The sequence below is a fragment of the Lysobacter luteus genome (assembly GCF_907164845.1).
GTDB classification, from domain to species: Bacteria; Pseudomonadota; Gammaproteobacteria; order Xanthomonadales; family Xanthomonadaceae; genus Novilysobacter; species Novilysobacter luteus.
On sequence record NZ_OU015430.1, the window covers coordinates 1,244,277 to 1,258,515 of the forward strand.

General features: G+C 70.0%; 19 protein-coding genes. 13 read left to right on the plus strand and 6 right to left on the minus strand.

Going from position 1 to position 14,239, the window contains the following annotated elements; genetic code table 11:
* Nucleotides 1–48: 48 nt before the first annotated feature.
* The 9 genes from KOD61_RS05780 to KOD61_RS05820 all read left to right on the plus strand — a co-directional run bounded on the left by KOD61_RS05780 (nucleotide 49) and on the right by KOD61_RS05820 (nucleotide 6,268).
* A complete protein-coding gene (locus tag KOD61_RS05780) occupies nucleotides 49–2,169 on the plus strand; it encodes a M13 family metallopeptidase (RefSeq protein WP_215220081.1) in 2,121 nt (706 codons plus the stop codon).
* Between the two features lie 325 nt (nucleotides 2,170–2,494).
* Nucleotides 2,495–2,722 carry a hypothetical protein gene (locus KOD61_RS05785; RefSeq protein WP_215220082.1) on the plus strand — a complete coding sequence of 76 codons (228 nt, stop codon included), beginning with the start codon at nucleotides 2,495–2,497 and terminating at the stop codon, nucleotides 2,720–2,722.
* A gap of 58 nt (nucleotides 2,723–2,780) precedes the next feature.
* Complete coding sequence (locus KOD61_RS05790; RefSeq protein ID WP_215220083.1) at nucleotides 2,781–3,665, plus strand: alpha/beta hydrolase; 885 nt, start codon at nucleotides 2,781–2,783, stop codon at nucleotides 3,663–3,665.
* Nucleotides 3,666–3,881: 216 nt separating this feature from the next.
* The gene (locus KOD61_RS05795) at nucleotides 3,882–4,109 is read left to right on the plus strand and encodes a DUF6289 family protein (protein ID WP_215220084.1); all 228 of its coding nucleotides are present in this window, start codon (nucleotides 3,882–3,884) and stop codon (nucleotides 4,107–4,109) included.
* Between the two features lie 147 nt (nucleotides 4,110–4,256).
* Nucleotides 4,257–4,472 (plus strand): DUF4287 domain-containing protein, encoded by a 216-nt coding sequence (locus KOD61_RS05800; protein WP_215220085.1) that lies wholly within the window; start codon nucleotides 4,257–4,259, stop codon nucleotides 4,470–4,472.
* Nucleotides 4,473–4,475: 3 nt separating this feature from the next.
* Nucleotides 4,476–4,724 (plus strand): VOC family protein, encoded by a 249-nt coding sequence (locus tag KOD61_RS05805; RefSeq protein ID WP_215220086.1) that lies wholly within the window; start codon nucleotides 4,476–4,478, stop codon nucleotides 4,722–4,724.
* A gap of 96 nt (nucleotides 4,725–4,820) precedes the next feature.
* The gene (locus KOD61_RS05810) at nucleotides 4,821–5,180 is read left to right on the plus strand and encodes a PDZ domain-containing protein (RefSeq protein WP_215220087.1); all 360 of its coding nucleotides are present in this window, start codon (nucleotides 4,821–4,823) and stop codon (nucleotides 5,178–5,180) included.
* A 96-nt stretch (nucleotides 5,181–5,276) separates the two neighbouring features.
* Nucleotides 5,277–5,693, plus strand: a complete 417-nt coding sequence (locus KOD61_RS05815; protein ID WP_215220088.1) for a hypothetical protein — start codon at nucleotides 5,277–5,279, stop codon at nucleotides 5,691–5,693.
* A complete protein-coding gene (locus KOD61_RS05820) occupies nucleotides 5,690–6,268 on the plus strand; it encodes a phosphatase PAP2 family protein (protein WP_215220089.1) in 579 nt (192 codons plus the stop codon). Before KOD61_RS05815 ends, KOD61_RS05820 begins: the two co-directional genes overlap by 4 nt.
* Nucleotides 6,269–6,292: 24 nt before the next feature.
* On the opposite strand, the gene chrA is transcribed toward KOD61_RS05820, so the two are convergent.
* From chrA to KOD61_RS05835, 3 genes are read right to left on the minus strand one after another with little or no spacing between them, the layout of a single operon-like run.
* Entirely contained in the window at nucleotides 6,293–7,510 is a 1,218-nt protein-coding gene (gene chrA / locus KOD61_RS05825; protein ID WP_215220090.1) for a chromate efflux transporter, read from the minus strand.
* A 28-nt stretch (nucleotides 7,511–7,538) separates the two neighbouring features.
* Nucleotides 7,539–8,825 (minus strand): arsenic transporter, encoded by a 1,287-nt coding sequence (locus tag KOD61_RS05830; RefSeq protein WP_215220091.1) that lies wholly within the window; start codon nucleotides 8,823–8,825, stop codon nucleotides 7,539–7,541.
* 3 nt (nucleotides 8,826–8,828) lie between these two features.
* Complete coding sequence (locus KOD61_RS05835; RefSeq protein WP_215220092.1) at nucleotides 8,829–9,146, minus strand: ArsR/SmtB family transcription factor; 318 nt, start codon at nucleotides 9,144–9,146, stop codon at nucleotides 8,829–8,831.
* A gap of 38 nt (nucleotides 9,147–9,184) precedes the next feature.
* Here KOD61_RS05835 and arsH point away from each other — a divergent pair, with 38 nt between their 5' ends.
* A complete protein-coding gene (gene arsH, locus KOD61_RS05840) occupies nucleotides 9,185–9,985 on the plus strand; it encodes an arsenical resistance protein ArsH (RefSeq protein ID WP_215220093.1) in 801 nt (266 codons plus the stop codon).
* A gap of 9 nt (nucleotides 9,986–9,994) precedes the next feature.
* Nucleotides 9,995–10,432, plus strand: coding sequence for an arsenate reductase (glutaredoxin) (gene arsC / locus KOD61_RS05845; protein ID WP_215220094.1), 438 nt, complete (start codon nucleotides 9,995–9,997; stop codon nucleotides 10,430–10,432).
* Here the strand turns inward: arsC and KOD61_RS05850 are convergent.
* From KOD61_RS05850 to KOD61_RS05860, 3 genes are all read right to left on the minus strand, one after another.
* Nucleotides 10,398–11,174 (minus strand): lipoate--protein ligase family protein, encoded by a 777-nt coding sequence (locus KOD61_RS05850; RefSeq protein ID WP_215220095.1) that lies wholly within the window; start codon nucleotides 11,172–11,174, stop codon nucleotides 10,398–10,400. The two genes, arsC and KOD61_RS05850, sit on opposite strands and share 35 nt — an antisense overlap.
* Nucleotides 11,171–11,470: a biotin--protein ligase gene (locus KOD61_RS05855; RefSeq protein ID WP_215220096.1), complete on the minus strand. Its 300-nt coding sequence runs from the start codon at nucleotides 11,468–11,470 to the stop codon at nucleotides 11,171–11,173. Before KOD61_RS05855 ends, KOD61_RS05850 begins: the two co-directional genes overlap by 4 nt.
* A gap of 101 nt (nucleotides 11,471–11,571) precedes the next feature.
* Nucleotides 11,572–12,054 carry a pyridoxamine 5'-phosphate oxidase family protein gene (locus tag KOD61_RS05860; protein ID WP_215220097.1) on the minus strand — a complete coding sequence of 161 codons (483 nt, stop codon included), beginning with the start codon at nucleotides 12,052–12,054 and terminating at the stop codon, nucleotides 11,572–11,574.
* Nucleotides 12,055–12,165: 111 nt separating this feature from the next.
* Here KOD61_RS05860 and KOD61_RS05865 point away from each other — a divergent pair, with 111 nt between their 5' ends.
* Together KOD61_RS05865 and KOD61_RS05870 are read left to right on the plus strand one after the other, a co-directional pair.
* On the plus strand, nucleotides 12,166–13,302 hold the full coding sequence (locus KOD61_RS05865) for an HDOD domain-containing protein (protein ID WP_215220098.1): 1,137 nt from the start codon (nucleotides 12,166–12,168) through the stop codon (nucleotides 13,300–13,302).
* 76 nt (nucleotides 13,303–13,378) lie between these two features.
* A complete protein-coding gene (locus KOD61_RS05870; protein ID WP_215220099.1) occupies nucleotides 13,379–14,236 on the plus strand; it encodes a PA4780 family RIO1-like protein kinase in 858 nt (285 codons plus the stop codon).
* Nucleotides 14,237–14,239: the final 3 nt, after the last annotated feature.

Below are 14,239 nucleotides of genomic sequence, written 5' to 3' on the forward strand. Positions count from 1 at the left end.
GTAAAACGGACGGTCGAACCACCAACACCGTTCCCCGGGGGATCCACCTTGAACAAGACCCTGCTCAGCCTGGCGACCGTCGTCGCCCTTGGCCTGGCGTCCGCGCCGGCCGCCGCCCACGACACCTGCGTCGACGATGCCTGCCACACGATCGCGCTGTTCGACGGCGCCCACGACGCCGGTGGCGGCAGCACCGACGCCATCCCGGCCAACCGTTTCGGCACCTGGGGCATCGACACCGCCGGCATGGACACCAGCGTCGACCCCGGCGCGGACTTCTTCGACTACGTGAGCGGTACCTGGGCGAGCACGACGGAGATCCCGTCGGACCGCTCCAGCTACGGCTCGTTCCTGGTCCTGCGCGACCTGTCCGAGGCCCGCGTGCGCAAGCTGCTGGAAGGCTACGCGCTGGGTGACCCGGCCACCGGCGGCGACGCTGCCAAGATCGCCGCGCTGTACCACGGCTTCATGGACGAGGGGACGATCGAGAAGCTCGGCGCCGCGCCGCTGCAGCCGCACCTGGACGCGATCCGCGCCGCCGCCGACAAGGATGCGATCGCCGCGCTGATGGGCCGTCGCAACGAGAGCTTCGGCGGCACGTTCTTCGGCGCCTACGTGTCCGATGACCAGAAGAACCCTGACACCTACGCGCTCTACCTGAGCCAGTCCGGCCTGGGCCTGGGCGACCGCCAGATGTACCTGGACGAAAAGTTCGCCCCGCAGCGCGAACGTTACGTGCAGTACGTCGCGCAGATGCTCGAACTGGCCGGCTGGGACGCGCCGCAGGCCAACGCCGAGCGGATCATGGCGATGGAGACGAAGATCGCCAACGCGCACTGGACCCGTGCCGAAAGCCGCGACCGCGACAAGACCTACAACCCGGTCGAACTCGCCCACATCGAGCACACCGCGCCGGGCTTCCCGTGGGCGACGTTCTTCAAGGCCGCCGGGGTCGACTACGCCGAGCGCGCGGTGATCCGCCAGGGCAGCGCCTTCCCGCAGATCGCCCAGGTGTTCGCCGAGACCGACCTGGACACCCTCAAGGCGTGGCAGGCGTTCCACACCACCGACAACGCCTCGCCGTACCTGTCGAAGGCGTTCGTCGATGCCGAGTTCGACTTCCGCAGCAAGCTCCTGTCCGGCACGCCGGAGCAGCGCCCGCGCTGGAAGCGCGCCGTGGGCTATGCCGAGTCCGCGATGGGCGAGGCGATCGGCCGTGACTACGTCCAGCTGTACTTCCCCGCTGACGCGAAAGCGAAGATGGACGACCTGGTCGCCAACGTGAAGGCAGCGATGGGCGCGCGGCTGGAGCAGCTGGAGTGGATGAGCCCGGCCACCAAGGCCGAGGCGGCGAAGAAGCTGGCCAACTTCGGCCTGAAGATCGGCCACCCGGACACCTGGCGCGACTACACCGCGCTGCAGATCGCCAACGGCGACGTGTTCGGCAACATCCAGCGCGCCTCCGCGTTCGAGTGGGACTACGACCGCGTCCGCATCGGCAAGCCGGTGGACGAGGCCGAGTGGGGCATGACCCCGCAGACCGTCAACGCGTACTACAGCTCGGTCAAGAACGAGATCGTGTTCCCGGCCGCGATCCTGCAGCCGCCGTTCTTCGACCCCGACGCCGACCCGGCGGTGAACTACGGCGCCATCGGCGGCGTGATCGGCCACGAGATCATCCACGGCTTCGACGACCAGGGCCGCAAGTCCGACGGCAGCGGCCTGCTGCGCGACTGGTGGACCGCGGAGGACGCCACCCAGTTCGAGGCCGAGGCGGCCAAGCTGGGCGCCCAGTACGAGGCCTACGAGTTCCCGCAGCTGCCCGACATGCACATCAACGGCAAGGTCGCGATGGGCGAGAACATCGGCGACCTGGGCGGCCTGACCATCGCGCTGGAGGCCTACCGCCGCTCGCTCGACGGCAAGCCGGCGCCGGTGATCGACGGCTTCAGCGGCGAGCAGCGCCTGTTCATGGGCTGGGCGCAGGTCTGGCGCACCCTGTGGCGCGACGACGCCCTGCGCCAGCAGCTGGTCAACGGCACGCACTCGCCTGGCCACATCCGCGCCTTCGCCCCCCTGCGCAACATCGACGCGTGGTACGAAGCCTTCAACGTCACCGAGGCGGACCCCCTGTACATCGCCCCGGAAGACCGCGTCCGCATCTGGTAACCCGCAACGCCCCCCAAAAGCCCCCGGCACCCCCGGGGGCTTTTTTTACCGCCCGCCCCCGTAGGAGCGACGTAAGTCGCGACCCACTGACAAAAAAAGCGCCACGCTCAACGCACACCACCGATCACGCGAAACCGAGAACCCGTAACCCCGTAACCCAACCCATCGCGACTCACGTCGCTCCTACATCGCTCCTACACCGCTGCCCCAACGCCCGGTGGGAACGATGCCCTTCGCAGATCCCCGGTTCACCACACACCAACCCCCACGACGCCACCATCCAGACGTACCGCGCCACCACAGCGCACCTACCTGGAGGCCCCCGATGACCCCGTCCGTCCCCCCGGTCCACGACCCCCGCGACGTCCCCGGCCAGGCACCGCATCCCGCCCGTGACCCGATCCCCGACCAGCCGACCGATCCCATCCCCAGCCGCCCGGTCGATCCGATGCCTGACCGCCCCGTGGACCCCATCCCGGACCGCCCGGTCGACCCGACTGCTCCGCCGCCCCTGCGCGAACCCGAGGGTCCACCGCCGCACCCCGAACACTGATTCCGGCGCGTGCCAGAATCGGGCGCACGCCTGGTTGCGACGATTCACAGGGACGCCGATGAAACGCATCACCCGCATTGCCTGCGCTGTGCTGGCCGCCGTCGTGGTGGCCGGCTGCACGTACCGGATCAACGAATCCAACATCGTGATCGCGCGGAGCGCGCCGCCGGTCGACCTGTCGGTGCTGCATGCGGAGTTCCCCGGCTACCGCATCGAACCGGCCGCCATCACCACGCCGGATGGAAACCGCCTGCAATCCCTGCGGTTCGTCCGCGAGGACGCGGTGGCCACCGTGCTGTACTTCGGGGGCAACGGTTACACCGTCGCGCGGTTCGCTCCGCGTACGCTCGCGGTGTACCGCGACCTTCCGGTCAACGTCGTGCTGGTCGACCACCGCGGCTACGGCGGCAGCAGTGGCACGCCGACCGTCGAAACGCTGATGGCCGATGCCGGCCTGGTGCACGCGCAGGTGCGCGCCGACCCCGCGTTTGCCGGGATGCCATTGCTGCTGCACGGCCATTCGCTCGGCAGCTTCATGGCCGGGCACGTCGCCGCCGAACGACCGGTCGACGGCGTCATCCTCGAAAGCTCGGTAACCACCACCGAGGACTGGACCGCCCACCTGCGCTCCCAGCAGCGCTGGTGGGTGCGCGCGCTGGTGTGGCGCGTGCTGCCCGACGAAGGCCTGGCCCGCATGGGTAACAGCCGCGCCGTCGCCGCGCTGGACGAACCGGCGCTGTTCGTCGTCGGCGCCGATGACGACATCACCCCCGCACGCTTCACCCGCGAGCTGTTCGACATCGCCCCGCTGGCCGAAGACCGCAAGCGGCTGCTGGTCGTGCCCGGCCGCGGGCACCAGGACGCCACCGACACCGACGCCTTCCGCGAGGCAATGGCGGCGTTTGTGGAGCATGTGGTGGGGGCGGCGCCGCCGACGGGTTGACGTGCTTCCACGTGCGGATCTGTTCGGACGGCTGGTCAACATCCATGAAGCAGGACGGCGGTAATCCGTGATGCGCGTCGCGTCCCAACGGGGCCGTAACACTGTGTCCACCCACCGGTAATAGAACGCACCGGACGCTCGGCCGCGCAGGGGGATCGCAAGGTGCTGTCCGCGTCGGCCATTCGTCGCCGGGCGGCCCAACCAAGGAGACGGTCGATGAAACAGCGGACGCGATTCACCCGGTGGTTCGCCCTGGCGTGCTGCCTGGCCCTGGGCACGGTGGCGATGACCAGCAGCGCGGGGAGCAGTGCAATTCCGTCGAGTTCGGTGGTCTATTACGACGACGCCGGCAACGTGATCGGCGTGCGGATGTGGGGCTGCGGCGACCCGGGCTGGGGCGAGACCTCGCGGCGGTCGAAGTTCTACCCCGGCTGCATCATGTAGTGGCAATGGCATGCACGGCGGGCGGATGCTCGCCGTGCATGCCGGTCGTCGTCTGTCGATTCCTGGGGACGCCGGTCGTCGCACCTGTACAAGGCCGGCGAGCGCATGGGCGTGCCGGCCACACCTCATCGACTGCAGGAGAGCGACATGGCCGTTGACGCAAAACCGAAGGGACCCGCTTCCTACTTCCCGTCCATCGAGCAGCGCTATGGCAAGCCGGTGTCGCACTGGTTCGCGGTGCTCGACGGCGTGGGGGACCGGAAGCACATGGAGCAGGTGGCCTACCTCAAGGCCGAGCACGGGATCGGGCATGGCCATGCCAATGCGCTGGTGGCGTACCACAGGGGCCGACAGCCAGCCTGAGATTTGCCTACCCTGCAGGTGGTTGCCCGGCTGGCCGCGGCCGACAGCACCTGGTTCGCGCCGAGCGAGTCGGCCTTCCGCGTCGACGATCTCGACGCCTTGCTGGCACAGCTGCAGGCCGCCGGCATCGAGGCGATCGATGGCACGCAGTCGCACGAGAACGGCAAGTTCGCCTGGGTCATGGACCCGGATGGCAACAAGGTCGAGCTGTGGGAGCCGATGGTGTGGGATGACGGCAACAAGGCCGGCTGAGGAGGGCGTGGCAGGGAACTCGGCCGGCGGGCCGTGGTCGACTCCGGGTCCCCGTCGCGCCGCGGCGGGGGCGTCAACCACACAAGGAAGGATCCCATGTCGCTACGCACGTTGTTGTTGACCGTTCTCCTCGCGCTGGGCTTGCCCGGCCCCGCGCTGGCGGGCAAGGCCAGTTTCGGTTTTGCAGTCGAGCTCGATACCAGCGGGTTCATGCTCAACCCGACCATCGAGGCCGCGTCCATCGCCCGGATCGCCGAGGGTTCGCCCGCACAGAAGGCGGGGCTCCGCGTCGGTGACCTGCTGCTGTCGGCCAACGGCACGCCGGTGGCGGGGGCGAAGGCGAAGAAGCTTTCGGCGCTGATGGACAGCCTGGGCCCCGGCGACCTGCTGCGGCTCAAGGTGCGCCGGCTGGACGGTACCGAGTCGTTGGTCGAGGTGGTGGCAGGCACGCGCTGAGACGCAGCCAACCGCCCCGGGCCGGTAACGCTGGTCCGGCGCCGGTCGTCGTCGTATGTTCGTCCGGTCATCGACGACGCCACCAGGGGAACCACCGTGCCAAGACTGTTGCGCAACGTGCTTGCCGTGATCGCCGGCGTCGTGGTCGGCAGCCTCGTCAACATGGCGATCGTCTCCGTCGGGCCGTCTCTGGTGCCGCCGCCGACGGGCGTGGACGTGACGAGCGCCGAAAGCCTGGCCGCGTCGTTGCACCTGTTCGAGCCTCGCCACTTCGCGACGCCGTTCCTCGCGCACGCGGTCGGCACCTTTGCCGGGGCGCTCGTCGCCTGGCTGCTGGCGGCAAGCCACAAGGTTCGGTGCGCCTATGCGGTCGGCGTGGTGTTCCTGCTGGGGGGCATCGCGGCCAGCTTCATGATCCCGGCGCCGGCATGGTTCATCGTGCTCGACCTGGTCGTCGCCTACCTGCCGATGGCGTGGTTGGCGGGCCGGCTCGGCGCGCGCCTGCGCCGTTGAGTACGCAACGGCTGGCCCGCCTGGCCTCGATCATCTTCCACCCGGCGGTGGTCATGGTCGGTGCCGCCGTCGTGGCGACGGGTGCGGCCGAGGGCGGCGCGCGCCTGCGCTGGCAGGCGTTGGGCCTGACACTGGCCGCGGCGGTGGTGGTGATGGGGTACAGCGCCTGGCAGACGCGGTCAGGTCGCTGGACGCATATCGATGCGTCGGAGCGGCACGAGCGCGCCCAGCTCAATCGCTTTGCCTCGTGGCTGTTGTTGGGCATTGCGGCGATCCTCGCCGTGCTGGGGTCGCACCGCGGCATCGTCGCCGCGATCGGCCTGTCCGGCTTGATCGTGCTGGCCGGCCACCTGTTGCGCGGGTGGCTCAAGGCCTCCCTGCATGTCGCGTTTGCGATGTTCGCGGCGTGCATCGCGTGGCCGCACGCGGCCGCCTTTGCGACGCTGCTGGTCGCCACGGTGGTGGTGGCGTGGTCGCGGCTGGTGCTGCGCCGCCACGCGCTCCGCGAGGTGGTGGCAGGGGCCGCATTGGGCGCGGTGTGCGGGCTGGTGTTCCAGTGGGGCATCGCCGCGTAGGGGCGAGCCAGCGCGCCACGTCCTTCAGCCGATGCCCACCAGCGACAGGACGACGGTCGCACCGACGCACCAGGCCACCACCCACAACGCGGAGCGGCCAAACACCGCTAGCAAGACCAGACCGACCGCGGCGATCAGCGCGTCGGCCATGCTGCGCACGCCCTGTGTGAGCACGGGGTCGTACAGCGCCGCCAGTAGCAGCCCGACCACCACCGCGTTGATGCCGGCGACCACGCGCGTGGCCCGAGGATGTGCCACCAGCCGCGACCACGCCGGCAGGACCGCGAGCAGCAGCAGGAAGCCCGGCAGGAACACCGCCGCCAGCGCAACCGCCGCGCCGGCAATCGGCGTGCCGGGCCATGCCTCGGCCCCCAGGAATGCCGACAGGGTGAACATAGGGCCGGGGACCGCCTGGGCGGCACCGTAGCCGGCCAGGAACACGTCTTCGCTGACCCAGCCGGGTTCGACCACGCTCTGCTGCAACAGCGGCAAGACCACGTGGCCACCACCGAACACGAGCGCCCCGGCGCGGTAGAACGCGGACGCGAGATCGGCCGTGGTCGGGCTGCTCGTCGGACCGGTGCCAGGCACGGCGAGCGCGATGGCTGCCAGGAGTGCGGCGGCGAACAGCGCCAGACACGCCAGCGCGGCCCCGCGGCCGTGCGGTACGGGCAGCGCCACGGGCTGGGATGGCGCGAGGCCGCGGCACAGCCACAGGCCGGCGACGCCACCGCCTGCGATGGCCGGGAGCTGGAACCAGGCATTGCCGGTGATCGTGAGCAGCGCGGCAGCGGCCAGCGCCAGCAGCGTGCGCGACCCGTCGGGCATCAGTGCGCGCCACATGCCGATCAGGCCGTGCGCCACCACGGCCACCGCGACCAGTTTCAGGCCATGCAGCACGGCGGCGCCGGGTCCGCCGGCCACGTGCGGTGCCACCACGGCGAAGGCCAACATCAGCAGCGCCGACGGCAGGGTGAACCCGGCGAATGCGGCGAGCGCGCCGGCCCAGCCGCCACGAAGCAGGCCGATCCCGAACCCGAGCTGGCTGCTGGCCGGCCCCGGCAGGAACTGGCAGATCGCCAACAGCTGCGCGAACTGCGGCTCGTCGAGCCAGCCGCGGCGCGTGACGAACGCCTCCCGCAGGTAGCCCAGATGCGCCACGGGACCACCGAACGAGGTGCTGCCCAGGCCCAGGAACACACGGAAGATCTCGAGCGCGCCGGTGGTTGCTGCGGGGGTCATCGCGCCGACGATAGGGGGTGCGGCGCGGTCAGGCCAACGTCAGTCGCAGCGCCAGCGCCGCCAGGGTCACCAGCAGCACCGGCAGCGTCAGTACCACGCCGACCTTGAAGTAGTAGCCCCAGGTCACCCGGATGTTCTTGCGGGCCAGTACGTGCAGCCACAACAGGGTGGCCAGGCTGCCGATCGGGGTGAACTTCGGGCCCAGGTCGCTGCCGATGACGTTGGCGTAGACCATCGCCTCGCGCACGGCGCCCTCGGCCTGGCTGGCGTCGATGGACAGCGCGCCGACCAGCACCGTCGGCATGTTGTTCATCACCGAAGACAGGAACGCGGTCAGCAAGCCGGTGCCGAGCGTCGCGCCCCATACGCCGTGCGCGGCGAAGACGTCCAGCAACTGCGCCAGGTGGTCGGTCAGGCCGGCGTTGCGCAGGCCGTAGACCACCAGGTACATGCCCAGCGAGAACACCACCACGTGCCATGGCGCTTCGCGCAGCACCTTGCGGGTGGATACGCGGTGGCCATGCGCGGCCACGGCCAGCAGCACCAGCGCGCCGGCGCCGGCCACCACGCTGATCGGGACGCCGATGCGCTCCAGCACGAAGAACCCCACCAACAGCAGCGCCAGCACGCCCCAGCCGGCGATGAACGTGGTGCGGTCCACGATCGCGCTGTCCGGGTGCCTGAGCAGGGCGATGTCGTAGTCGGCCGGGATGTCGCGGCGGAAGAACCACATCAGCATGCCCAGCGTGGCGGCCACCGAGACCAGGTTGACCGGCACCATCACCGATGCGTACTCGGCGAATCCGATGCCGAAGTAGTCCGCCGACACGATGTTGACCAGGTTGGACACCACCAGCGGCAAGCTTGCGGTGTCTGCGATGAAGCCGGCCGCCATCACGAAGGCGAGGGTGGCGGCCGGGCTGAAGCGCAGCGCCAGCAGCATCGCGATCACGATCGGGGTGAGGATCAGCGCCGCGCCATCATTGGCGAACAGGGCCGACACCGCCGCGCCCAGCAGCACCAGCAGCACGAACAGCCGGCGCCCGCGGCCCTTGCCCCAGCGCGCCACGTGCAGCGCCGCCCACTCGAAAAAGCCGGCCTCGTCGAGCAGCAGGCTGATGAAGATGACCGCGATGAAGGTGAAGGTGGCGTTCCAGACGAAGCCCCAGACCACCGGGATGTCGGCCAGCCCGACCACGCCGGTCAGCAGCGCGAGCGCGGCGCCCAGGGTTGCGCTCCAGCCGACGCCGAGGCCGCGCGGTTGCCAGACCACCAGCACGATGGTGGCGATGAAGATCAGCAGTGCCAGCAGCATGGCTCAGGCCTCTCCCGGCGGAAGGCAGCGGTTGCGGTCGCCGCCGCAGCAGTTGCGCGTCAGGAATTCGACCAGCGCAGCCATCGTCGCGAAGTCGGCGCGGTAGTGGATGTGTCGACCTTCGGCCTCGCCCTGGATCAGCCCGGCAGCGGCCAACTCCTTGAGGTGGAACGACAGCGTCGCGTTCGGCAGTGCCAGCGCCTCGGCGATCTCGCCGGGGGTGTGCCCATCGGGACCGGCTTCGACCAGCAGGCGGAACACGGAAAGCCGCGTGGGTTGCCCGAGCGCGGCGAGGGCGGTGGTTGCATTGTTCAATTCCATGTTTCTAGAATACTCGAACAATCGAACAAGGCAACGCCATGACGACGATCTCGGACCTCGGCAACCTGGCTGCGGCGGCGGTGGACATACCCGCCCGCGAAAAGCTGGGCCTGGACGCGGCCGGCCACCCGCCGCGCATCCTGATCCTGTATGGCTCACTGCGGCCGCAGTCCTACAGCCGCAAGCTCGCGCTGGAGGCCGAGCGACTGCTGCGCCTGTTCGGCGCCGAAACCCGCGTGTTCCACCCGCACGGCCTGCCGTTGCTGGACAGCGTCCTCGACGACCATCCACAGGTGCGGCAGCTGCGCGAGTGGTCGGAGTGGTCGGAGGGGCAGGTGTGGGTCAGCCCGGAACGCCACGGTACGTTGACGGCGGTGTTCAAGAACCAGATCGACTGGCTGCCGCTGGAGCAGGCCGGTGTCCGCCCGACCCAGGGCCGCACGCTGGCGGTGATGCAGGTCTGCGGCGGGTCGCAATCGTTCAACGTGGTCAATGCGTTGCGCCAGCTGGGCCGCTGGATGCGCATGGTCACCATCCCCAACCAGTCGTCGGTGCCGAAGGCGTGGCAGGAGTTCGACGACAACGGCCGGATGAAGCCGTCGCCGTACTACGACCGCGTGGTGGACGTGATGGAGGAGCTGGTCAAGTTCACCCTGCTGGTGCGCGGCAACAGCGACTACCTGTCCAGCCGCTACAGCGAGCGCAAGGGGGACCTGGCGGCGGCGACGCTGGCGAGCGCTTCGGGTGCGGCAGCGGCACCGCCTTCAACCGCCGTGGAGGCCCCTGCCGTGCAACCGGCGCGTCAGGCCTGTTGCGGCACCACATCGACCTGCAGCTGAGGACCGGCCATGAAGGTGACGATCCATCACAACCCCGACTGCGGCACCTCGCGCAACACGCTGGCGCTGATCCGCCACGCCGGCATCGAGCCGACGGTGGTCGAGTACCTGCGCGACCCGCCGTCGCGCGAACGGCTGGTCGGGCTGATCGCGGCGGCCGGGCTCTCGGTCCGCGATGCGTTGCGCAAGAAGGGCACGCCGTACGCCGAGCTCGGCCTGGACAACCCGGATCTGTCGGACGACCAACTCATCGACGCGATGATGGCGGTGCCGATCCTGGTCAACCGGCCGTTCGTGGAAACGCCACTGGGCACGCGGCTGTGCCGGCCGTCCGAAGTGGTGCTTCAGGTCCTGCCGCCGCTGACGGAGCCCTTTACGAAGGAGGACGGCGAGGTGATCGAGCCCGAGGGGCTCAGGGAACCACCGTCGTCCACTCCCGGCTCATGAACTTGGTCGTGGCCAGCGCCTCGGCCCGCTGAAGCTCATCGGGCTTCAGCGTGTCGACCGTGCCGCCGTGGCACTCGCGGAAGGTTTCGAGCATCTTTTCGATGACCGCCTCGCGCGGCAGGCCGGTCTGGCTGCGCAACGGGTCGACGCGCTTGGCGGCACTGGCGGTGCCCTTGTCGGACAGCTTCTCGCGGCCGATGCGCAGCACGTCGAGCATCTTCGACGCGTCGATGTCATAGGCCATCGTCACGTGGTGAAGGACCGTCCGGCCGCGCCGCGCCTGTGCCGCCCCGGCGATCTTGCCGGCGGCGGAGGTGATGTCGTTGAGCGGCTGGTACCACGCGTCTATGCCCAGGCCGGCCAGCGCGGCCAGCACCCACTCGTCCATGTATGCGTAGGCCTGCTCGAACCCCATGCCGTCGACCAGCGAGTCTGGCGCGACGATCGAGTAGGTGATGGTGTTGCCCGGCTCGATGAACATCGCGCCGCCGCCACTGATGCGCCGCACCACCTCGATGCCGTGGCGTTCGGCGGCGTCGGCATCGACCTCATTGCGCAGCGACTGGAAGCGCCCGATCACCACCGCCGGGCCGGCCCATTCCCAGATGCGCAGGGTGGGCGGGCGGTGGCCGCGACCGACCTCGTCCATCAGCACGTCGTCCAGTGCCATGTGCAGGGCAGGAGGTTGCGCCGGCGCGTGGATCAGCTGCCAGTCGTGGTCGCGCCAGTTGCTGCCACTCATGCCCCGGCCTCCGGCAGCCACGCCTCGAGTGCGCGGCGCACGGCCACCGCCACTCCCTCCGGCGTGATGCCGTACAAGGTCGATCCCGGCGCCAGCGCGTCCCGCACGACGGTGGCCAGCCGGCCTTCGGTCGCGTCGGCCGGCAGCCCCTCCAGTGCCGCGTTGATGGTCGCCAGCACCGCATCGGGATGCAGGAAGAAGTCGCCGCTGACCTGGACGTTGGCCAACCGGCCCGCGTCGATGTCGAGATCGACCACCACCAGCTTGCCGCCGGGAACCTTGTACTCGCCGTGCATGCGTGCCTCCGTCTTTGGGCCGGATGCTACGCGGCACCCCGGGGCGGCCACCTGACCTGGGTCAGGTGCCGCCGGATCGGTGGAGCTCGTTCCCGCCGGCGTCAGCGCAGGTCGACGTCCGCCACCTTGTCCTGGTAGTCCTTTTTCGGGTCGGCGCCCAGCAGCATCTTGACCCCGGCCAGCAGGCTGTTCTCGTTTTCCCAGAGCTGCGCGGGGCCGGCATCGAAGCGCAGCAGAGTGACCTTCGGGTCGTCCTTGCCACCTTCGAACCATGCAGCGATGAACGGGTTCCACAGGCGGTCAATGACCGCGCGGTCGTTGTCGATGCGCAGGTTGCCGTTGATCACCGCGAACAGCTCGTGGTCCTTCGAGGCGAAGGTGGCAAAGCCCGGGCGGGGCGTCGCCAGTTGCTGGGCGAGTTCGGTGTCGCGCGAGGTGAAGAACCAGATCGGCGAGCGCTCGTTCTCCACCAGCGCCGTCATGGGATGGATGTGGCCATCGGCCTCGTGGACGCCGAGCATGACGGTGCGGTCCTTGTCGAGCGCTTTCCAGAGGCGGGCTTCGAGTTCCTGTGGTGTGGGCATGGGTGCCTCGCTTGTTTGGGGGGAGAGGGCGCAGGTCTCCTGCGGCGCTTCAGGTTCTAGCGCGGCGGCCGTTATCGGGGCGTGCCCACGTGCCTGCATGGCCGGGGATCGATGGACAGGACGGCCGAAGGGGAAGCGATGGGCGGCATGGGCGGATCGGAGATGGGCGTGGTCGCGGGCATCGTGCTGGCGCTGCTTGCGGTGGCGGCGGGCTGGTGGCACCTGCGTCGCGCGCCGGCGGTGCTCCGGGCGACGACGGCCGCTTCGCCCGTTCACGGTGACGATTCCGAGCCGGTGGAGGACGCGGCCGACCCTGCCGTTCCGGTCGATGCGGCCGACCCCGCAGTGCTCGCGCGCGACCTGCTGGGGCGGTTCCACGCGGTGGCGCTGGGTGGCAAGCCGGTGGTTATGCGCCCCGGCCACGCCGAGGTGGTGGCAGGGACGGTCGAGGTGCTGGAGCACATCGAGGCCCGCCCGCACTACACCCCCCGCCGGCCGAACCTGCTGCCGCAACTGATGCGCAAGGTCAACGACCCCGACGCGTCGGGCAAGGCCATCGCGGCGATCATCGCGCGCGACCCGGCGCTGGCCGGCAACCTGCTGCGTTACGCCAACAGCGCCCTGTACCGGGTCCAGTCCAAGCCGGTCGAGAGCATCGAGCGGGCGGTTGCGCTGGTCGGCACCGACGGCATCCGCCAGATCATCGCGGCGGTGCTGGTGCAGCCGGTGATGGGCGCCGGCGGCGGTGTCTTCGCCCGCTTCGCGCCGGTCACCTGGGAACACACGCTGCTGTCGGCGGCCGCCGCGGCCGACCACGCCAAGCTGGTCGAGCGCGACGACGCATTCGCCGCGCAGTTGCTGGGGCTGTTGCACGGGCTGGGCGCGACCATCGTCACCCGTGTGGTGCGCGACCAGTACGCCCGCCAGCGCGGCCTGGTGGCCAACGCGTCGCTCGCGGCGGGCCTGCTGGACCAACGGGCGGCGCCGACCGCGTGCCGGCTGGCGCGCAAGTGGGAACTGTCGGGCCGGATCATCCAGGCGCTGGACGAGCAGGCGCTGGAAGACGCGGCCGCGATGAGCGCGCTGGGGCGCTCGTTGCGCTTCGGGCGGCTGGCCGGCAGCCTGGCCCTGCTGTCGCGGCAGGGGAGGCTGGATCCGTCGTGCGCGCTGCCCGCATTGGCCGTGGTCGAGCCGCGTTCGGCTTCGACCCCCGCCATCTGGGAGCGCCTGCGGCACGGCGTGGACTGAGCGCGGCGGCGCCGGGCCTGCGAAGATACGCGGCCCGAGCCGGCGGCCTGTGCCCCGGTCCCCACGCAAGGACTCCATGAAGACCCCCAACGGCCTGCAGGCGCTGATCGACGACGGCGTGATCGACGAGGTATTGCGCCCGCTCAAGAGTGGCAAGGAGGCCGCCGTCTACGTGGTGCGCAGCGGCAACGAGGTGCGGTGCGCGAAGGTCTACAAGGACATGGCGCAGCGCAGCTTCCAGCAGCGCGTGCAGTACCAGGAGGGCCGCAAGGTGCGCGGCAGCCGCGAGGCCCGTGCGATCGGCAAGGCCACCCGCTACGGCCGCAAGCAGCAGGAGGCCGCCTGGAAGAACGCCGAGGTCGACGCCCTGTATCAGCTGCGCGACGCCGGCGTGCGCGTGCCCGAGCCGCACGGCTACTTCAACGGCGTGCTGGTGATGGAGCTGGTGACGGACGCCGAGGGGTTCGCGGCCCCGCGGCTGGGCGAGGTGGAGCTGCCCGCGGAGCAGGCGCGCGACTTCCACGCCGTGCTTGTCCGGCAGGTGGTACGGATGTTGTGCAGCGGACTGATCCACGGCGACCTGTCGCCGTACAACGTGCTGGTCGGTCCCGAAGGCCCGGTGGTGATCGACTTCCCGCAGGTGGTGAGCGCCGCCGGCAACAATGCGGCGCGCACGATGTTGCTGCGCGACGTCAACAACCTCACCGCGTACCTGGGCCGCTTCGCCCCCGAGCTGTTCGACACGTGGTACGGCGAGGAGATGTGGGCGCTGTTCGAAACCGGCGACCTGCGGCCCGACAGCGTGTTGACCGGCACGTTCGTGCATGACGAGCGCCGGGTCGACCTGGACAGCGTGCGCGAGGCGATCAACGACGCGCGCGAGGAAGCACTGATCCGCCAGCAGGGGCGCGAAGCCGCCGCCGAGGACGACTGAGGC